The sequence below is a fragment of the Streptococcus sp. zg-86 genome, from assembly GCF_017639855.1.
GTDB classification, from domain to species: Bacteria; Bacillota; Bacilli; order Lactobacillales; family Streptococcaceae; genus Streptococcus; species Streptococcus zhangguiae.
The window spans coordinates 842,291-861,260 of sequence record NZ_CP072115.1 but is presented as its reverse complement, the minus strand read 5'-3'; the positions used below and the strand labels follow the sequence as shown (position 1 = coordinate 861,260).

The window sequence follows — 18,970 nt, the reverse complement described above, 5'->3', positions numbered from 1 at the left end:
AGAAAGCCATGATTTCAATAGAAATCACGACTGTTTGTAGGGTTTATTTTAGGGCTTATCGAAAATCCCTTCATCAGCCAGTCTACTTGTTCAGGTGTCAGGGCTTTGACCTCGTTTTCATTACTCGGCCAGGTCAGTTTCCCGTTCTCGAAACGCTTATAGAGTAGCCAAAATCCTTGACCATCCCAATAAAGGGCCTTGAAACGATCTTTGCGGCCACCACAGAAGAGAAAAACTTGACCAGAAAAGGGATCTAATTCAAATTGACGTTTAATAAGATAAGCGAGCGAGTCAATACCTTGTCTCATATCCGTTTTCCCGCAGACAAGATAGACCTTGCCTAGATCACTGAGATGAATCGCCATAGAGCAATACCTTATCTAAAATAGTTTCCAGTGTTTCTTGATGAAGAGATTGGAACAAGCTTAGTTCAACTCTTCCAATACGCATTTTCAGCACCATCTCGTTTTTGTTTTTCTTATCAAAACGACGAGATTGGGGCGTTTCCAAAGGAACAATAGGTTGTGACATCACAATAGCCTCCAATTCTGTTTTCTACTAACAGTATACTGGAGGAGTGAGAGGATTACTAGATACCTCGTTATGGAGCGCTTACAGCAAATTTAATACAAATTATCTTTTATTTTTTAGAAATAGTAGTTTGAAAAACATTTCTGAAACCAATTGTCTTTTAATATAAAAATAAGCTATTAAGCTAATAATAATGGTTATTCGTAATAGTATGCTAACATAAGTAATCAATAAAAGATTTCCTATCAATAAAAATAATATCGAAATAAGAACTACCTTTTTTACCTCATAAGGTCTGATTCCTTCACAGTATAAATCGCATACCCTGTTCATAAATATATAATGACATATACTGTATATAATATAACAAAGCAAAGTAGTATAACCTGCTGCTATGTAACCAAAAATTTTTATGAAAACATAATTCAGTACAATATTTACAATGGCACCCGTAATACTTGCAAGCATGATAAATTTTGTTTTCTCATAATAAAATGCAAATTTAGCAAATAAATCGTAGATAAATATAAAATAAATACTCATAGCAACAGGAGGAATAATCCAAATTGCTTCATAATAAGACGGAGGAGCAAAAATTCTCACAGCTTCAGGCGCTAAAATTATAAGAATTAGATTGACCGAAGCAACAATAACCATTGTTGAATATGCAACTGATTTTATAGCATCTACTTCTTTATTTTTTATCTTCTGATACATCCAAGGACTTAAAGTTTGCATTATAGAAGTATTAAATAAAGACATTAAGCCAGCTATAGAGTATGCTAAACTATATATACCAGCTTTTTCAGTCGATACCATATTATTTATCATTATTCTATCTGCACTATTTAAAACTGTTTGAGAGAGGTAGTGGGGAATCAATGGTATATTGAAAACCAAGGCATATCTCCAAAATGATATATTTACCTTGCGTTTTGAATGGTTTAACAATACAAAAAGTAAAGGAACAAAAACTAAGATTTCTATAATTAAAATCGAATAAATTCTAGCGTTCACTTTATCCTTAGAAATTAAAACCATTAGTATACCTAACAGTGGTTTCAAAATAGAAACTAATAAAGTGATACATACAAGCATCTTATACTTGTAGGCTACACGTTGTCTTACTGCCCAAAAGTTAAAGACAGCCGTAGTCCATATCATGATTAACATAGCAAACACTTGACCAAAACTAAGTCCTAATAAATCATTCACTAAATTGCAAAATATACAATATAGAACTACAAAAATAGAAGAAATCAACGTTGATAAAATAAGCAAAGACGAAGTATATTCTTCTTTTTTATCTTCAAACTTGACCAATCCCTGAAGATAGACACCTGATGTTAAATTTAGGGAAACAAAAATAGTAATGATTCCAAGCCAAGAATCAAAAACACTATATTGTCCATATTCTGAAGCAGACATAAGGCGGGTAAAAATAGGAGTTACGACAACTGAAATTCCTTTTTGTACGAAGATACAAATTATAAACCATATTGATGCTTTAATTGGAGTTGATAAACTCTCATATTTTTTTAACAATCTTTTCATTTTCAATATATCAACCCTAAATACTATATGCGTGCATCTGATAATCTTTTTTTAATATCTGATGAACATATACCACTTGTCCTTTTTAAGTGAACTACTTTTTTGCCGTTTGCAAGACACCAATTTTTTAATACTGTAAATCTCTCTGCAGTATGATCTTCTCCTAATGCAAGAATATCAAAATCTAATGAAGATAAAAATTCCGGAGAAGCATTGTGATAAACAACAACTTTATCAACAATTCTAAGCGCTTCTAACATCTCAACACGTTCTTCCGTACTATATAAAATTTCAGCTTCTGGTTTATGTTGTAAAATAAATTCTCCATCTTGTACAGCCACAATTAAATAATCTGCAAATAGGTGACACTGTTTAAATAAGCGTACATGTCCTAAATGTAAAAAATCATATACTCCGAATGTTAATATTTTTTTCATTTATAAATTCTTCCTTTAACTGATTTAAAACTAAAAATAACGGATCATATATATACTCACAGTTAACGCCAGCCGAATACTTCTCATATAAAATTGGTAATTCTGTACACCCTAAAATACAGGCTGTATGCTCATTGATTAAAGAAAGGAAAATTTCACGTATCTCGTCAGAATATTCATTCTGCTTAACACTCTCTATACACTTCCTTAAATTTGTATATTGCTCTTTTTGAGGCACTACACATCTTATCCCTTGACTTTCTAGGATATTTTGATAAATTCTTGATTCAATCGTTCCTTCTGAACCTATTAAAAAAACTTCTTTAATTTGATCGTCTATGACTTTTTTTGCACATACTTCAATTATATTTACAATTGAATCAATATATTGAGGAATTCTTGTCATAATTTCAGGAATAAATAGATGGGAAGTATTACATGCTAACACAACTTTTGTAGCACCCGACTTAACTAGATTTTCAATTGATTCAATCATTTCTTCTACTAGTTGCTCACGCCTTTCTCCATATAAAAATGCTCTTACTCGACTAGGCATTGTACAACGGTTATCAATAATTATCCTAGGTCTTTCCCATTCTTTTTCCGCATTAAATACATGAGCATACTGTTCAAAAAAATGAATAGTAGCATATGTTCCCATACCACCTAAAACACCTATCGTTAATTGATTCATAATAAATTTCCTTCCTATCAATCTATACAACCGTCTCGAAACCACTGTACCGTCTTATCATAATCATCTGAAGTATCTATCTCTCTAGATCTCACTTTGACAAAAGGTAGTGGAAGATATTGTTTCATCATTTCAATAAGACTATCTTTAAATTGATGAAGTCGGGAAGATTTAATCTTAATCAATCCTATCCACTCTATAGAAGTTCTGCTCTGCGAAAACTCAATTACTTCTTTGTTTACATTAGTAACTAAATAAATAGTCTCCTCAGAACTAGGAATACTACCAGCTATACACTCAAATGATAGCGACATAAAAGTGGCAAAATCCTCTGGGTTTACTAATAAATCACCATCAATAGAAACAACATACTTTCTTGCTCCTACCGCTCCTTTTAAAAAACTAGATGCTACCCCTGTTGTTTCGTAGTCATAATTAAAAGCAAAAGCAATATCTTTTCGATACTCTTTGACAACATTAATAACTTTCTGAGCTTGAAATCCCACAACGATTCGAATATCATCATAATCCTTTAACATATCTAAAATATGAATAATTAAAGGCTTTCCTTCGATATTAACTAAAGTTTTTGGAGTACCAATACCTAAGCGAGTTCCCATACCCGCACAACAAATCACAACAGTTACATCTTCTTTATTCATTCTAATTCCGCCTTACAACAATTGTTCTAAAAACCTAGCACAAGTAATATCATTAAAAAATGCATAGTCAATATTTCTTAGCAAGGATGGTGCAATCTCTCGAACTCCTCCAAATCCAATAGCAATTTCAGCTAAACGAGCCATTCCTGAATCATTATCACCATCTCCTATAACAACCAACGGATGAACAAATTGTCTTGCTATCAATTCTTTATCGGCAACACTAACTACGTGGGAAATTTTATTATCTTTAACATTCGCTTTAGAGCAATACAAATGTTCACCCATCCCTAGTTGATTCATAAGAGGTTCAATCCATACATCTAAGTTTCCAGTCACAATGTAACATCTGTCTCGATTGTTACGAATAAAGTCAGCAATTCCTTTATTTAGGGGAATTTTATTTACAATATCTCTCACTTCTTCAACAGGTATATCTTTTAAAATATCCACTCTTTTAAGAAAACTAGTCTTAAATGGCAATTCACCTTGCATAGTTGCTTCAGTCAGTAATCTCATTTCATTTACTTTACCAATTTTTTCTGAAACTGTCGGTAAAATCTCTTGTTTTGTAACTGTTGAATCTAAATCAAATAAAAATATATAATCACTCATTCAAAAATCCTTAAATTTGATAAAGTTTAATTAAATCTTTAAGTGTAATAATACCACTATTTTGAGGTATATTGCATTCAGAAATATCCTTTCCCACAAAGCTTCCGCCTAAATAGTATTCTTTCTCCTCTAACTGTGAATACCAAGAAAGAACTTCATCAGTTTTTGGTACTTGAATCTTTAACAACTCAGCTAATCCTTTTACTATAGCCAACCTATATGGATAACTCTCTATAAAATATCTTGATGCTAAATCCACAATATACTTTCCATTTTCTTTTTGAACTAGCGGTCCTTTTATGGTAGAAAGAGATTTTATCGACTGCAGCTTTTGTGTTAACGCGAATGGACTTTCACTTTCGTAATGAACAGAATAAGGAATCAATTCATCAGTCATAATTCCATTTTTTTGTAGTTCTCTAGCAATTGTATGAAGTTCTCTATCAAGTTCAAAACAAATAGTAGAAGCCGAGTCACGCCACTCGCCGTAAAAATAGGGATTCTCAGCTAACTCCTCCCCTGCCTTATAATCTTGATATAAATCAAATAATCTAGAGGTATGTAAGGTTGGAGTCAGTGTCATAGCCATAAATTGTTTCATGGGTTGACACGGAGTATTAAACAAATTAGCAATGCAAGAAGCCAATTCAACCGCTTCTCCATTTGGAATAGTAGCAATTCGATAATTATTTTTCTTCGAGGCAGAAACTGATTTTCCATATTCCTCTATCCTAGCAACATAAGGAACACGCTCGAAACCAAAAATAGTAAAATTACGATCTATTAGCTCCTTAGTAAGATATTCAATACCACCAGCACCTGGTACGAATCCTATTTTTACGCTGTTATCTAAAAAAGGGATAATTCCAGTTATAGTATCCTTAATTAAAAAAGTTGGTAAACAAATAAATAACATCTCAATGTCTGATACAACTAATTCATAGGAACTTGATACCAAGTGTACATATCCAGTATAGGTAGCTTTAGTAGTATCGTCTATATATATTAATTTATCTGTAAAATTTTCTGGATGACTACTATATAACTTTACCTCATGCTTTCTTCCTAAATCAGCAGCAATTGCTGTTCCTAGATTTCCAGAACCTATAATACCTATTTTCATAAATTCTCTCCACTACTCATTTAAATATCATATACTTTACAAAATCCTCTTTTATTCTCAAGTACATGACAAGCCGGACCAGAACCTGCTACCCAGTTAGGATTTGGAACTCTCCAAGATGGAGTATACAACCCTGCTAAATATTCTTCATATTCATTTGGAACATGAAATTGATTATCGCCAATCTGAATCACCTTAGCTCCCGTTACTTTCACGGTATTAAATGTCCGAACACTTTGCTCAGAATCTGATGAATACTCTTTACCCAATATCCTATAATAAGAATAAAACATAGTCCCATCCTCATTATCAAAATGCCTAAAAAAATCAATATAAGTATTGTTTCTCCGATATGTATGCTCAGTTAAAAGAGTGTTTTCGAAATAAAATTCCTTATATTTAGTAAAGCCTACTTCAGAAAGAGAATTTTCTAAATCTTCCCATGTAAATTCATCAGTTATATAAATCCCATAATCAAGATCATAATCTCCTTGAATCATTCCCCCATCTCTTATAATACCGAGTAACGATCCATTGCCCAAGAAAAACTCTACTCCTTTTTTAGAAAGTAGATTCTCTATTTCCTGCATCGTGTTGATTCCTGTATCTCGAACTTCTTTTCGTCTATTTCTTAAAGAAAAATTCGTTATATGTTTACCAATATATTTTTTATAGATAGGAAATAAAATTTTATTTTTTTGAAATTTTTTCCAATATCTTGTATCTGTAAAATTCATACTTACATGTCCTTCTAAAATTAATAAACAACTGTTAGATTATTCATCAAAAAGCTTACAAATTTTTTGACAATACTCTTTCACATGCATTTTCTCAAAAATTCTTAACCTAATGTAATCAATTATTAAGCATATTATAAAACAGCTAACAGATACCCCTACTAATGAAAAAACAAAACTGAAAAAAGTTTTTTCGGCTAAAAAATATAATTTATCTTTTAAAAACAATTCATAAATAAGAGGTTGATAATGAATTAAGTACACACCAAGGGTCAGGGGACTAAGTATCCTTAATATTTGTTTCAAAAATTCTTTTTTTATATTCAATTTAATAAATATAAGGAATATTGAGAAAGCACTAAATAAAATGGTTGGTGAATTATATGTCAACCAGTAATCTCTATTCAAATATCCTTTAAAGACTACTGTAAAACAAATAGATAATATATATACAGTGAATAATTTTTTATTACTCAATTTTTTAAAATCTAACTTATATAACAAAGCACCAAAAATGTAAAGATTCAATAACCAAATTAAACTAAGCCCTTGGTTTATTCCTAAAAACTTACCATTAACAGACAATATAGTTGGAAAAAAGGAAAAAGTTAAAAATAATACTACGGAAAGTTTTAATAACTCTTTTGTCTCAATCTTTTTTAATATTGGGCCAACGATAGGCATTAAAATCATCATTCCAAAATAAGAAGTAACATACCAATATGTTCCACTAAAAATAGGAAACAGAGAATTTCTCCATAAATCCGATGATTCACTACGATATCCAAATAAAAGTAAGAGTACAGTTCCACCAAAACTATAAAAAATTACTTGACACCACAGCAATAGTAATTTGGAATATTTAAAATCACTTCGCATTCCTAAATATCCACTGATTAGTCCATAACAATTAACATGACAATAAAATGCTACTACAATAGCTGAAACAAAATAATATTTTATTCCTCCAGTATATTGAAGTTTCGTTATTACCCCACCCTCACCAAGTAAATGAATAAAAAATATCATGAACATGGCGATAATTTTTAATAAATCTATTCCAAAATTTCTTCTATACACAACAACTCCTTATTCTATATACTTTACTTGTATTGCTCTTCGTATAGCTTTATAGGGTAACTCTGGGAAGAAAACAAAAGATAATAATATATTTTGAAATGCTCTAATAAAAGAACGATTTTGTATGTTATTCAGAGCTTTTTCTAAATAATTCTTTGCTGTTAAAAACTTCTTCTGTTTCTTAGGTGTAATTTTCTTCTTATCTAGATATATTTTTAAATCGTCTATAGAGTAATTATCAATCCCTTCATTTTCACGTCTTTTCAGTGACAGTCTCAAAATAAATTCGCTAACATAGTACTGCTCTAAAGCTCTGCCTATCGAAGCGCTACTATCTCTTAATCTATATTTTAATAGTATCTGATTAAGATAGCCAATCTTATAGTCTTGTTCAAGCATTCTAAGCCACAAATCGTAATCCTCAGAATTAGGAAATTCTCTATAACCATTTAAATCTTGTAAAACACTTTTCTTTATAAGAACGGTTGGATGATTTATGACATTGCTCCCAAGAAATAGCGATTGTCTTATATTTACAGGTCTCCAATACTCTTGAAAAAATGTATCCCCGTTCTCAGACATATTGATTTTTCCACAAAAAACCATATCATAGTCATTTGCTTCTAAAAATTCCACTTCCTCTTCTAAACGATTTTTTTCAGCTATATCATCAGCATCCATTCTTGCGATATAATGACCTTTTGCCATAGAAATAGCTTTGTTCATAGATTTAGCTAGTCCCAAATTTCTGTTATTTATAAAAATATGTACATTTAGGTTCTTTTTCGAAATAGTACTAAGAAAATCTAATATTCCCTTATCTATATTAGGATTATCTACTATAAGGATTAATTCGAAATCCTGATAAGTTTGACTTAAAATAGATACAACTGATTCCTGAACCCAATTAAGATTTTCATTAAATATACTCATGATTATTGAAATCATATAGCTCTCCTCTATAGTTTTTATACATTCTAGAGTGGATAAAAACTAAACTTAAATTAATCCATAAGAATGCACTAGTAAATCCAGGAATCATGAAAGCCACAATTAATGTAGAAAATAATATTGCAATCATTAAGTTATCTCTTGCTTGAACGGATTCTATAAACGCCACAATAGTAATGCTAATAAATAATAGTAGGCCAATTGTGCCATAATCTGTCATAATCTCAAGTAAGAAATTATGTTGACTCATACGAGGCGCTCCACCATATAGCGGACCTAAAGAAAAAATACTACCTATTCCACGACCATAGATTGGACTAGACTCATATACCCTATAGGCTGCTTGCCATATTCTTATCCGAAATTCATTACTTGAATCATTTAGTCCTTGCATAGTTAGTCTATGGGTTAATGAAGTGGGTAAAAAGAAAGCTAAAAATAGTACTACAAATGAAGAAACTATTCCCATAACAATATTTCTAAAACTAAAAAAGTCATTACTTAGACACAAATAGAGACAGGCAATGACTATACCTAATAATGCTCCACGAGATCCAGTTAAAATTATACCAATTGTCGGGAAAAAAAAGTACAATGAATTTTTTTGGGAAAAACCTTTGAACATACAATTATAAAAAGAAATAACTGCTGGTGCTACTAAGCAAGCACCTAAAAAATTTAAATCTACTGGATGTCCAAAATTATAAATAGTATATCTTCCCACACTAACTCCATGGGTCATATAGGAAGTATGCTGAATTAGTTGTTTTATTACAATGATAATAGCAGAGATTTGATAACTCTTCAATAATAATTTGATTTCATGAAATTTAAATCTTGAATTAATGAGAAAAATAAAAACAATCAACTGAAATAAATGATAAAACATTAATTTTAAAGAATTATCAAACCTATCTAATAAAAAGTAAGTAAAAATAATATCTATTATAAGCAACAGAACCAAACAAGAAGTATGTTTACTTAGTAATCTTATCCTATTTTCAAGTAAAAGAGCAACCATCATCAGTAGCCATAAAGGGAATGTATGTACAAATAATATCCAACCAAATATATTTACTAATGGAAAAAGTAAAATAATAATATAAATAATTATTGAAATTTTGGGTATACGAACTTTTAATTTCATCTTTTCTCTACTCCTTCCTCACCAATACTCTGTACTTATTTTCTAGAATAGATATCGCCTGAGTAATATCATAGCGATAGTCAAAACTTCCGAATTGAGACCTTTTATAAGAAACAAATGTAGTGTCAATTCTAGTTGACCATTTTGATGCATCTTTTAGGGGCAAGAAGTAAATGTTTTTTGATAAATTTATCTCCTTAGCTATAGTATTTGATAAAAAACAAGGAATATTACTTGCTTGAGCTTCAACTGCAACAACAGGAAAACCTTCAAAAAAACTTGGTAATAAAAAAATATCAAAAAGTTGGTACCAACTTGCAGTATTATGCTGCCTACCTACACAGTAAACATTGTTTACTAAATTTTTTTCAACTACTTTGTTCAAAAATTCTTGATAAAGGTCACCATCACCAACACAAACCAATTTATAAGTATTTGATTTTTTTAATAATTCTTCTAAAATTTCTAGCAAAAAGAAAATATTTTTTTCATCACCGAATCTACCAACAAATCCTAAAACCCTATCTTCATTAGAAAGTTTAAGCTTGTTACGCATCTCCACTCTAAGTTTATCATTATAAATAAATTTTTTTGTATCAATTGCATTTGGTATTACATTTTCTTTATCAAAAGATTTTCCCCACATCCACTGACCAGCTTGGATGCCACATGCCCATTTTACTATATCTAATCTTTTAAGATATTTCTGATTTATTTTATTCAAAAACTTTCTCAAAAAACCTTTTGGAGTAGAACTTGAATGAGAATGACAAATAACAATACTTCCACTCCGTTTAGCCCAAAAAATTGGTAAAAGATTTGCAGCAGACTGCATATGGATATGAATAATATCATATGAATTCGTCATTAGATAATTATTAAAACGTTCAATGAATTGCAGAGGACTTTTCTTATAATTAGGAAAGTTTATAATTGTCGCACCTAAAGATCTCATTTCGGTTTCAAAAGCTAGCCCCTCATTATATATGTCAGCAAAGTCAAATTGAAATTGTTCCTTATTTATATACTTCAAATAATTATAAAGAAGATTTTCAACCCCTCCTGGATTTGAACTCAATCCAATATGAAGAATTTTTATCATCTAAAACTCCCTAATTCTCTAAAAAGCTACTATTTTTTTACAATATTTGTCTTCTGTCTAAGCAATGCTGTAAAAATCCAAAAACGAACTTTATTTGGTACTAATGCTACAATTACTTGTATAGCAACTGTTTTATAATAGTCAAATCGACTAATAAAGCCTGTTTCTAAAATCATTTTACGACCGTCACAATATTTTTTCAAATATGAAAAACCACCGCGTCTTTCAATCATACCAGCACCTGTCCGAACATCGACTAAATACTCATCAATGTTCATCCCTTTGGCTCCTGAAAGTAACATTCTTACCCAGAGCATGTCATCCTCCATCAGAGGAGCATCTTCATAATTTCCTGCTTTTAAAACACTACTTTTCTTAAACATGACTGTTACATGATTAAATGCACTTCTGCTTTTTTGATAGTATACAATCTCTTCATGCTCTAGAGGAACTTTTCGGACTGCATTGGGATACTGAGGATCTGTATCAAACTCTAAAATATGGCTACCACATATATCTAGTTCAGGATACTTCTCAAAGCAAGCCAATTGCTTTTCAAACCGATCGTTACGTGCAATATCATCCGTATCCATCCGCGCAACCAATTCATAGCTACAATGCAACATCCCTTCTCGTAGAGCCAAGCCTAACCCTACATTCTTCTCCAATGGAACTCGCTTTATCAATCCAGGATATTGCTCCTGATAAGAATCTAGTACCTGATAAAGTTCTGGTGAAAGTGGACCATCTTCTACAACGACCCATTCTGTTGCGGGCACTGTTTGATTTAATAAGCTATCAAAACATTCCTGCAAATAGCTAGGATTTTCTTTTATGTAAAGAGATAGTAAGACACTAAACTCTTTCTTTATTTCCCCTATCATACAGTTCCTTTCACACTCGCTACAATTTCTTTTAAATTTTCACTAATATACTCCACATCCTCATCACTGAGCTGGGTATGGAGTGGTAAGGTGAGCGTGTGTTCAAAATACCGATAAGCATTGGGATAATCTTTGATGTCAAATCCCATATTAGCGTAAGCTGTTAATAATGGCAATGGTTTGTAATGTACATTACAGGCAATGCCTGCTTCTGCTAGCTTCTCAATGATTTGGTTTCGCTCTTCTAATGTAATCCCATCTATATGCGTAATGTACAAGTGCATAGAAGATACATAATCTGAGTGGATATGCTGCAAGGGATGAATCCTTGTTCCTTCAAATGCTTGATTATAGGTAGCAACAATTTCTGCCCGACGATTCAACAGTCCTTGGTACCGTTTCAGTTGAGCTAGACCAATCGATGCCATAATATCTGTCATATTGCACTTAAATCCTGGAAGAATGATGTCATACTCCCATGCTCCCAACTTAGTCTTCGCCAAGGCATCCTTGGTTTGCCCATGAAGTGATAAAATTTGAAACTGACGATACAAATCTTCATCATCTAAGTCTGGATGAGACTTCCAAGTCACTGCTCCGCCTTCTGCTGTTGTCAAATTTTTAACCGCATGGAAAGAAAAGGCTGTAAAATCTGCGACACTTCCGATTTTTCTTCCCTTATATTCCGCTCCAAAAGCATGTGCGCTGTCCGACAAAACAACAATTCGTCCAAAAACTTCTTGGAGGGGAGTTTTTGCCACAAAGGTTGAACGATAGTTTTCTACAATCTCAAGAATTCGATCATGATCACATGGAATCCCTGCTAACTCAACGGGAATAATAACCTTTGTGCGATTCGTAATTGCTTTTTCTACCGCCTCGTAATCCATTTCAAAATGATTTGCTTGAATATCTACAATGACAGGAGTTGCGCCAACATGCTCAATTACACTACAAGATGCAGTATAGGTCATAGCTGGAACGATAACTTCGTCTCCAGGACCAACTCCCAAAATACGCAAGACAAGTTCCAAACCTGCCGTCGCAGAATTTAAGCAAACTGTCTTATTTGTTCCAGTGTACTCTGACAATTCTTGTTCAAAGCGTTTTGTTTTAGGACCCGTCGTAATCCAACCTGAACGGAGGCTATCTACAACCTCAGCAATTTCTTCCTCTGTAATATCAGGAGGAGAAAAAGGTATATTTTTCTTTTTCATATACTATTACTACCTCATTTCAATACAGCAATGACTGTACGAATCATGATTTTTATATCTTCAAAAATACTAAATGAATTAATGTATGCAATATTCGGAATCATCTTCTTTGGCAAAATTTTTGTGACATAAATTTCGTCTACTTCCATTCCTTCTGTCATATATTGCTTAATTAATTTATCTTCATCTTTAAATTCAATACTTGCTAGCGAAGTGACACCAGCTGGTAGAAGAAGAGTAGTCTTCATCTCTTCTGCATACTGCTCCACATATTTAACCACTTCTGGTCGAGTTCCTACAAAGCTCATATCACCAATCAAGACATTTATAAGTTGCGGAATTTCATCCAAACGATAGTTTCTGATAAAGCTACCTATTCGTGTAATCCTTGAGTCATTTTGAAGAGTCACTAAACTTCCTTTTTTATCTGCATTTTCAATCATGGTTCGAAATTTAAAAATCTTAAATATTCGACCATTTGTTGTGACTCGTTCCTGACGGTAAAATACACTCCCACCATCTTCTAGCTTAATTAACACAGCTAGAATTAAAAATATCGGAGATAAGATACATAAGAGAATCATCGAAACAAATTTATCAAATAAAAACTTACTTGCAAGAGAGAATTTCTTTCTTTCTAATTCTTCTTTTTTCTGTCTGACAACTTGACTATCTAAAAAATCTTTATTAAGCACTCCTACTCCTGTCTTGCGAATTCGATTAGTTTTTCTTTTAGGGTTGTGGTGTCATATCCATTGAGGTGAGAGATGAAGTTCATGACGTCTTCCCATGGTTTTGTGACGACTCTTCCTACGAAGATTTTTTCATGAATCTGCTCACTTACTCGTTCGTCAGAGGTTAATAATTCCTCATATAGTTTTTCACCAGGACGAATGCCTGTTTCAATTATCTTGATTTCATCTTCTTTGTGTCCGCTGAGCGTAATGACTTTTTTCGCTAAATCAACAATCTTGACAGGCTCACCCATATCTAGGATGAAAATCTCTCCACCACGAGCTTGATAGCCAGCCTGAATAACCAAACGACTGGCTTCTGGAATAGTCATAAAATAGCGCGTCATGCGAAAATCTGTGACGGTTAGTGGACCACCTTTTGCAACCTGCTCTTTAAAGACTGGAACGACGCTTCCACGGCTTCCTAAGACATTTCCGAAACGGACAGCCACAAACTGCGTTTTCCCTTGTCCATTTAATCCTGTCACAATCATTTCTGCAATCCGTTTACTTGCTCCCATGACATTTGGTGGATTGACTGCCTTATCGGTTGAAATCATCACAAATTTCTCAACTCCTGCAGCACCTGCTGCTTCCGCAACATTCTTTGTACCAAAGATATTATTTTTGACTGCCTCACGAGGATTATACTCCATTAGTGGCACATGTTTGTGGGCTGCCGCATGATAGACAAAGTGAGGTTGGTAGGTCATCATGATTTCATTGATTAACTCACGGTCTTGGATATCCGCAATAAGAGGGATTATCTCAAACTGACTGCCATATTTGTTACTTAATTCACGGTGAATCAGATAGATTGAATTTTCCCCGTGCCCTAGTAATAGTAGGCGCTCTGGAGAAAATCGTGCTATTTGACGACAGATTTCAGATCCAATAGAGCCACCTGCTCCTGTCACTAATACTGTTTTCTTAGAGAAAAAGTATTGCAACTGACTTTGATCTAGTTTTACTTCATCACGACCAAGAAGATCTTCAATATCTATTTTTCGCAACTGTTGCGTCGATATTTTACCCGCCACAACATCTTCGATACTCGGCATGTTGTTGACCTTTACACCGACACTATTACAAATTTCAACGATATGACTTCTTTCGTTTCCTGACAATGATGGAATCGCAATGGTCACTTGATCCACTTCATATTCTTTCACTAATCGAGGAATGTCAGCTCTATTTCCCAAGACCTTAATACCATGAATATAGGTTCCTTGTTTGTTCTTATCAGAATCAACAATACCAATAATATCCATGTCACTCATATCACTTAAAACAGTATTGATAAAGAGATTTCCACCAGATCCAGCTCCCACAACTAATGTACGCAGTTTCTTCTGCACTTTTATCTTAGTAGAGGACTGATATTCACTTAGCACACGCCACGACAATCTAGGAAAAATGAATAATAAGGATGAAAATAACCACGATAGTAGCCAAAATCGATAGCTGTAGAACTGAAACAGGGCAAAGGCTCCCATAAACAGTACAAGATAGGATAGTGACGTAGCAACTAATAGGCTAAACAAGACACGATAGTCTGTATAGCGATTCAAAACAGAAAATATCCGTAGCTTCGCTGCTATTAGTAGGTATGCAATCAACACAATTAGATAAGAAATGACTAGCTGAGAATCTGATACATTTGCAAAACGATTCACAAAAAAAAGAGAGAATTGCATAGCCATAAATAGCATAATGCCATCTATAATGATAAGTATCACTCTCTTAGTGGACCTACTTAACTGATCTATTCTCATCTCTCCCCCTTATTTTCTAATCCTCTAATCCTATTTTTTCCCGTAATTCCCATAATTGCCGTAGGAGCCATACGCCCCATACTTATCAAGCTGTGCATTATACTTGTTTAAAATCACTCCCAAGAATGGTTTGCGTGTCTGCTCTAGTTGTTCTTTTGCTTTTGCTAATACTTTTTGGCGAACACTTCCTGCTGAAGTGACTAAAACACTCGCATCACAGTTTTGCGTAATGATTGCCGCATCAATCACCAAACCAATCGGTGGTGTATCGACAATAACATAATCGTAATGCTGGTGCAAAATTGTCATCAATTTCTCAAACTGCTTACTCTGAAGAAGGGCAGTTGGGTTTGGTGACATACTTCCTGCAGTAATGACTGATAAATTTTCAATCTCAGTATCACAGAGCCCTTGTGACAAATCAGCTGTTCCTGCAAGGTATTCTGTCAAGCCTGTAATTTTCCCTCTTGCTTTAAAGGCACCAGACATGACAGAATTTCGGATATCTGCATCAAGAAGCAGGGTACGGTAGCCTGCTCTGGCAAAGGAAATAGCTAGGTTTGAAGAGGTTGTGGACTTTCCTTCGCTTGGCTCAACAGAGGTAATAGCAATGATTTTAATATCGCTACCACTTAGTTGGATATTGGTCCTGAGAGCATTGTAATACTCTTCTGCTTTCTTAAATTCATTTAACTTCTTTTTACTTATCTCTAAAACTGGCATATCTTCCCCTTATTTCAACAAATCAATATTTGGTACGATTCCAAGCATTGTAATGCCCATCACTTCTTCGATATCTTCTGGGCGTTTTACGCGATCATCGATGATTTCAGCAACAACCACCATAGCCGTCATGAGGAAACCACCTGCTAAAAATCCGAGTGCTGCATTTCGTTTAACTTTTGGTGAGGACGGTGCAAGAGCTGCGACTCCTTCATCAACAGTTGTCACATCAGAAGCCTTTGTCACTTCAATAATTTTTTCAGATGCTTTTAGGCGGAAGGTATTGACAATCCGTGCTGCTTCTTCTGGGTCTTTATCGGATACGGTGATAGAAATAATCCGTGTATCTGTCGGTACAGTTACCTTGATTTTTGCTGCCAACTGACTTGGTGTTACATCAAGAGCTAGCTCGTCAATCGCCTTTTTTAACACATCCTGAGAAAGAATGATTTCCTTGTAGTCTTTTACTAGATAAGTTCCTGCTTGCAGGTCTTGGTTGGTAATGGCTGCCGCTTCATTATTTTGACGGTTAACGACATAGATCCGTGTCGTACTGTCATAACGAGGTGTAGCTAACAAGAGACTGTATCCTAAAGCAAGGGCTCCTAGTACAGTCGCAAAGACAAGGATTAAGAATTTCTTTTTCCAAATGATTCTAACTAATGATAGAACATCAATTTCCACTTCTGGGGTAGTTTGCTGATTCATGTTATCTCCTAAATAAACTGATCTTTTAGTAATAATTGTTGATTTTCATAAAATAAGGCGCGAGCATAGGACTTACCATATTGCTTGGCAATAAACTCGTAGGCTTCTCTCATATATGGTCTACGATTGCTAAGATTGTGCATATCACTCGCCACAAAATGAACAAGTTTGTGGTCTAAGAAGAAGCGTGCCCGTTTTTTCATAAACTTGTACTTGTCGCCAAACAATTTTGGCTTTAAAACACTGGAACTATTAATCTGCATGTAGCAGCCCATCTCAATTAAATCTTGGACTTTTTTGGCTTCATTTTCTAAACAATGATAGCGTTCAATATGGGCAACAACTGGAGTCAAGCCTAGACGTAAAATGTTGCTTAAGGCTGTATGAATTTCCTTATAGGGAGTATTCATGCTAAACTCGATCAAGACATAGCTCGTTCCTGCAAGTGTTGGAATGGATTTTTTCTCCAGTTTTTCCAAGATATCACTGGTATAGTAGATTTCTGCACCATAGTAAATCGTAAGGTCTGGTGCAATCTGCTGAGCTAGCTGCTCAACTTCTCTGAAATGAGTGGCAATGGTTGCTTCAGGTGTCTCAAACATGTGCTTTCTCCGATGGGAGGTTGCAATGATGGTACGGACCCCTTGGGCATAGCTTTCTGCTAGTAGAGCCTTGGATTCCTCACGATTCTTCGGTCCGTCGTCCACATCAAAAATAATATGCGAGTGAATATCAATCATCTTATTTTCCTTCCATCACCGCTTGAATGGCACTTTTTGCTGTATCCAAACTTGCTTGATCCAACTGCATCATATAGAGATTAGCATCTGGCATTGCGTAAGATGGCAAGCCCATTGTTCCTGTACCTGTTATAGCTTGTGATGTAACGGTATAACTTTGATTTGAGGCAAGTTGAGCGTTAATCAGACTAATCATGGTTTCCAAGTCCATATTTGTCTGAACAGAATCTTGTAATCCCGTGATGATTTCGTTGTAATTCTTAAGGGCATCTGTTGAGGTTAATTTTTTAATAACACCTGCAATGACCTTCTCTTGATTCTTCCCACGGTCATTATCGCCACCTTCAAGGGAATAGCGTTCACGAACAAACTCTAATGCTTGAGTAGAATCTAAATGTACTTTTCCAACTGGGAAATGTGTCTTCTCGTATCCTGTAAACTCTTGGTCGTTGATAACATCCACTCCTCCGACTAGGTCTATCAATTTCAAGAAGGAGGTAAAGTTAAGGCGAACATAGTAGTTCATCTGGATACCGTAGAGATTTTCAAGGGTGTGAATAGAGGCATCAACACCGTAGATTCCTGCGTGGGTTAATTTATCATTTTGGTTATTTCCACCGTCTGCAATTGGTACATAGGCATCTCGCGGTGTCGTTGTTAGCAATACTTTTTTGGTAGTGCGGTTAACGGTCATGATGATATTAACATCAGAGCGCGATACCGATGAGATTGGACCGTAGGTATCAATTCCGCTGACATAGATGTTCATGCTATCACCAAGTGTAGTTGCCGCTTTTGGTTTTTCTGTTTTTTTGTTGAACTTATAAGTATAGATTTTTTTGATTTTCGAAGCGTAATCAGGATCGACACTTTCGATGATGTTCTCAAATGCACTATGGAGGACGATGGCTTGTGTCTCTCCCTTGATGAGGGATTGGTAACCAGCTAGGTAAGACGAGGTCTGATGAACGTCTAGATTGACCTGTTTACTCTGTCTGATATTATCCACTAACTTAGTGATATTTTCATTGTCAATTTCTGTCGGTGCTGTTACACTGGCTAACTCCTGAACTTCTGAAATCGGACTATCTGCTACAACCGCTACGCTCATCTCAAATTCTGAATAATTAGCGCTTGAATTGATACTGCTTGATAAGTCTTGGACTTCTTTCAAGGCATAGATAGCACCTGAACTGACAAGGCAAGCTAGCAATAAGAGAACGAAAGTTGTAATCTGCGCTTTCTTTTTCAAGGTCAACCAACCCAAGAGAGAAAGGAAGAGCAGAGATACAAGTGTAACGATAATGTCGAGATAGCGAAAGGCTAATACGTGGTATCTAAACATGGCATACAATAGGAATGCCAACATGAGTGCCAAGAGACACCAGAGGGCGCTATTGAGGACTTTCCACCTATTTCTCCTTTTTCGACGTGAGGACTGTTTGATTTTATAATTCATCGTATCATCTCCTACTTAATCCTTAAAACTATAAAATATACGTCAACTATTATAATAGGAAATAAAAAATTATTGCCTTAAAATAAGAGACCCTGTT

21 protein-coding genes are annotated in these 18,970 nt (G+C 34.2%); all 21 read right to left on the bottom strand.

All coding sequences use genetic code 11. The features are described from left to right. Window positions 1-14: 14 nt before the first annotated feature. Complete coding sequence (gene tnpB / locus J5M87_RS04140) at window positions 15-365, bottom strand: IS66 family insertion sequence element accessory protein TnpB (protein ID WP_154632458.1); 351 nt, start codon at window positions 363-365, stop codon at window positions 15-17. After that, a complete protein-coding gene (locus tag J5M87_RS04135) occupies window positions 346-531 on the bottom strand; it encodes a hypothetical protein (RefSeq protein ID WP_154608075.1) in 186 nt (61 codons plus the stop codon). Before J5M87_RS04135 ends, tnpB begins: the two co-directional genes overlap by 20 nt. Before the next feature lie 102 nt (window positions 532-633). Next, window positions 634-2,085, bottom strand: a complete 1,452-nt coding sequence (locus J5M87_RS04130; RefSeq protein ID WP_154609125.1) for a lipopolysaccharide biosynthesis protein — start codon at window positions 2,083-2,085, stop codon at window positions 634-636. Between the two features lie 23 nt (window positions 2,086-2,108). Further along, window positions 2,109-2,522, bottom strand: a complete 414-nt coding sequence (locus J5M87_RS04125; protein WP_154609124.1) for an adenylyltransferase/cytidyltransferase family protein — start codon at window positions 2,520-2,522, stop codon at window positions 2,109-2,111. Next, window positions 2,491-3,216: an aspartate/glutamate racemase family protein gene (locus tag J5M87_RS04120; protein ID WP_154609123.1), complete on the bottom strand. Its 726-nt coding sequence runs from the start codon at window positions 3,214-3,216 to the stop codon at window positions 2,491-2,493. The genes J5M87_RS04125 and J5M87_RS04120 overlap by 32 nt, the downstream gene beginning before the upstream one ends. Window positions 3,217-3,233: 17 nt before the next feature. Next, window positions 3,234-3,878: an NTP transferase domain-containing protein gene (locus tag J5M87_RS04115; protein WP_154609122.1), complete on the bottom strand. Its 645-nt coding sequence runs from the start codon at window positions 3,876-3,878 to the stop codon at window positions 3,234-3,236. A gap of 12 nt (window positions 3,879-3,890) precedes the next feature. Then, the gene (locus J5M87_RS04110) at window positions 3,891-4,493 is read right to left on the bottom strand and encodes an HAD-IB family phosphatase (protein WP_154609121.1); all 603 of its coding nucleotides are present in this window, start codon (window positions 4,491-4,493) and stop codon (window positions 3,891-3,893) included. A 10-nt stretch (window positions 4,494-4,503) separates the two neighbouring features. Beyond that, window positions 4,504-5,616 carry an NAD/NADP octopine/nopaline dehydrogenase family protein gene (locus J5M87_RS04105; protein ID WP_154609120.1) on the bottom strand — a complete coding sequence of 371 codons (1,113 nt, stop codon included), beginning with the start codon at window positions 5,614-5,616 and terminating at the stop codon, window positions 4,504-4,506. 20 nt (window positions 5,617-5,636) lie between these two features. Further along, the gene (locus tag J5M87_RS04100; RefSeq protein ID WP_154609119.1) at window positions 5,637-6,353 is read right to left on the bottom strand and encodes a hypothetical protein; all 717 of its coding nucleotides are present in this window, start codon (window positions 6,351-6,353) and stop codon (window positions 5,637-5,639) included. A gap of 39 nt (window positions 6,354-6,392) precedes the next feature. Continuing rightward, entirely contained in the window at window positions 6,393-7,433 is a 1,041-nt protein-coding gene (locus J5M87_RS04095; RefSeq protein WP_154609118.1) for an acyltransferase, read from the bottom strand. Between the two features lie 9 nt (window positions 7,434-7,442). Beyond that, window positions 7,443-8,381, bottom strand: coding sequence for a glycosyltransferase (locus J5M87_RS04090; RefSeq protein ID WP_154609117.1), 939 nt, complete (start codon window positions 8,379-8,381; stop codon window positions 7,443-7,445). Next, complete coding sequence (locus J5M87_RS04085) at window positions 8,353-9,531, bottom strand: O-antigen ligase family protein (RefSeq protein ID WP_154609116.1); 1,179 nt, start codon at window positions 9,529-9,531, stop codon at window positions 8,353-8,355. Before J5M87_RS04085 ends, J5M87_RS04090 begins: the two co-directional genes overlap by 29 nt. Before the next feature lie 7 nt (window positions 9,532-9,538). After that, complete coding sequence (locus tag J5M87_RS04080; RefSeq protein ID WP_154609115.1) at window positions 9,539-10,633, bottom strand: glycosyltransferase; 1,095 nt, start codon at window positions 10,631-10,633, stop codon at window positions 9,539-9,541. 29 nt (window positions 10,634-10,662) lie between these two features. Further along, complete coding sequence (locus J5M87_RS04075; RefSeq protein WP_154609114.1) at window positions 10,663-11,517, bottom strand: glycosyltransferase; 855 nt, start codon at window positions 11,515-11,517, stop codon at window positions 10,663-10,665. Continuing rightward, on the bottom strand, window positions 11,514-12,734 hold the full coding sequence (locus J5M87_RS04070) for a DegT/DnrJ/EryC1/StrS family aminotransferase (RefSeq protein WP_154609113.1): 1,221 nt from the start codon (window positions 12,732-12,734) through the stop codon (window positions 11,514-11,516). Before J5M87_RS04070 ends, J5M87_RS04075 begins: the two co-directional genes overlap by 4 nt. A gap of 14 nt (window positions 12,735-12,748) precedes the next feature. Then, window positions 12,749-13,429 carry a sugar transferase gene (locus J5M87_RS04065; protein ID WP_160463274.1) on the bottom strand — a complete coding sequence of 227 codons (681 nt, stop codon included), beginning with the start codon at window positions 13,427-13,429 and terminating at the stop codon, window positions 12,749-12,751. A 2-nt stretch (window positions 13,430-13,431) separates the two neighbouring features. Then, complete coding sequence (locus J5M87_RS04060) at window positions 13,432-15,243, bottom strand: polysaccharide biosynthesis protein (RefSeq protein WP_154609112.1); 1,812 nt, start codon at window positions 15,241-15,243, stop codon at window positions 13,432-13,434. Window positions 15,244-15,273: 30 nt separating this feature from the next. Further along, complete coding sequence (locus tag J5M87_RS04055) at window positions 15,274-15,966, bottom strand: tyrosine-protein kinase (protein WP_154609111.1); 693 nt, start codon at window positions 15,964-15,966, stop codon at window positions 15,274-15,276. Window positions 15,967-15,975: 9 nt separating this feature from the next. Continuing rightward, complete coding sequence (locus J5M87_RS04050) at window positions 15,976-16,674, bottom strand: Wzz/FepE/Etk N-terminal domain-containing protein (RefSeq protein ID WP_154609110.1); 699 nt, start codon at window positions 16,672-16,674, stop codon at window positions 15,976-15,978. Between the two features lie 8 nt (window positions 16,675-16,682). Further along, window positions 16,683-17,414: a capsular polysaccharide biosynthesis protein Cps4B gene (gene cps4B, locus J5M87_RS04045; RefSeq protein ID WP_154609109.1), complete on the bottom strand. Its 732-nt coding sequence runs from the start codon at window positions 17,412-17,414 to the stop codon at window positions 16,683-16,685. A gap of 1 nt (window position 17,415) precedes the next feature. Beyond that, a complete protein-coding gene (cpsA, locus tag J5M87_RS04040) occupies window positions 17,416-18,873 on the bottom strand; it encodes an LCP family glycopolymer transferase CpsA (protein WP_154609108.1) in 1,458 nt (485 codons plus the stop codon). Window positions 18,874-18,970: the final 97 nt, after the last annotated feature.

Bases quoted from the DNA above. Each gene is read 5' to 3' on its own strand.
- tnpB (WP_154632458.1), bottom strand. From the start codon at position 365: ATGGCGATTCATCTCAGTGATCTAGGCAAGGTCTATCTTGTCTGCGGG.
- J5M87_RS04135 (WP_154608075.1), bottom strand. From the start codon at position 531: ATGTCACAACCTATTGTTCCTTTGGAAACGCCCCAATCTCGTCGTTTT.
- J5M87_RS04130 (WP_154609125.1), bottom strand. From the start codon at position 2,085: ATGAAAAGATTGTTAAAAAAATATGAGAGTTTATCAACTCCAATTAAA.
- J5M87_RS04125 (WP_154609124.1), bottom strand. From the start codon at position 2,522: ATGAAAAAAATATTAACATTCGGAGTATATGATTTTTTACATTTAGGA.
- J5M87_RS04120 (WP_154609123.1), bottom strand. From the start codon at position 3,216: ATGAATCAATTAACGATAGGTGTTTTAGGTGGTATGGGAACATATGCT.
- J5M87_RS04115 (WP_154609122.1), bottom strand. From the start codon at position 3,878: ATGAATAAAGAAGATGTAACTGTTGTGATTTGTTGTGCGGGTATGGGA.
- J5M87_RS04110 (WP_154609121.1), bottom strand. From the start codon at position 4,493: ATGAGTGATTATATATTTTTATTTGATTTAGATTCAACAGTTACAAAA.
- J5M87_RS04105 (WP_154609120.1), bottom strand. From the start codon at position 5,616: ATGAAAATAGGTATTATAGGTTCTGGAAATCTAGGAACAGCAATTGCT.
- J5M87_RS04100 (WP_154609119.1), bottom strand. From the start codon at position 6,353: ATGAATTTTACAGATACAAGATATTGGAAAAAATTTCAAAAAAATAAA.
- J5M87_RS04090 (WP_154609117.1), bottom strand. From the start codon at position 8,381: ATGATTTCAATAATCATGAGTATATTTAATGAAAATCTTAATTGGGTT.
- J5M87_RS04085 (WP_154609116.1), bottom strand. From the start codon at position 9,531: ATGAAATTAAAAGTTCGTATACCCAAAATTTCAATAATTATTTATATT.
- J5M87_RS04080 (WP_154609115.1), bottom strand. From the start codon at position 10,633: ATGATAAAAATTCTTCATATTGGATTGAGTTCAAATCCAGGAGGGGTT.
- J5M87_RS04075 (WP_154609114.1), bottom strand. From the start codon at position 11,517: ATGATAGGGGAAATAAAGAAAGAGTTTAGTGTCTTACTATCTCTTTAC.
- J5M87_RS04070 (WP_154609113.1), bottom strand. From the start codon at position 12,734: ATGAAAAAGAAAAATATACCTTTTTCTCCTCCTGATATTACAGAGGAA.
- J5M87_RS04060 (WP_154609112.1), bottom strand. From the start codon at position 15,243: ATGAGAATAGATCAGTTAAGTAGGTCCACTAAGAGAGTGATACTTATC.
- J5M87_RS04055 (WP_154609111.1), bottom strand. From the start codon at position 15,966: ATGCCAGTTTTAGAGATAAGTAAAAAGAAGTTAAATGAATTTAAGAAA.
- J5M87_RS04050 (WP_154609110.1), bottom strand. From the start codon at position 16,674: ATGAATCAGCAAACTACCCCAGAAGTGGAAATTGATGTTCTATCATTA.
- cps4B (WP_154609109.1), bottom strand. From the start codon at position 17,414: ATGATTGATATTCACTCGCATATTATTTTTGATGTGGACGACGGACCG.
- cpsA (WP_154609108.1), bottom strand. From the start codon at position 18,873: ATGAATTATAAAATCAAACAGTCCTCACGTCGAAAAAGGAGAAATAGG.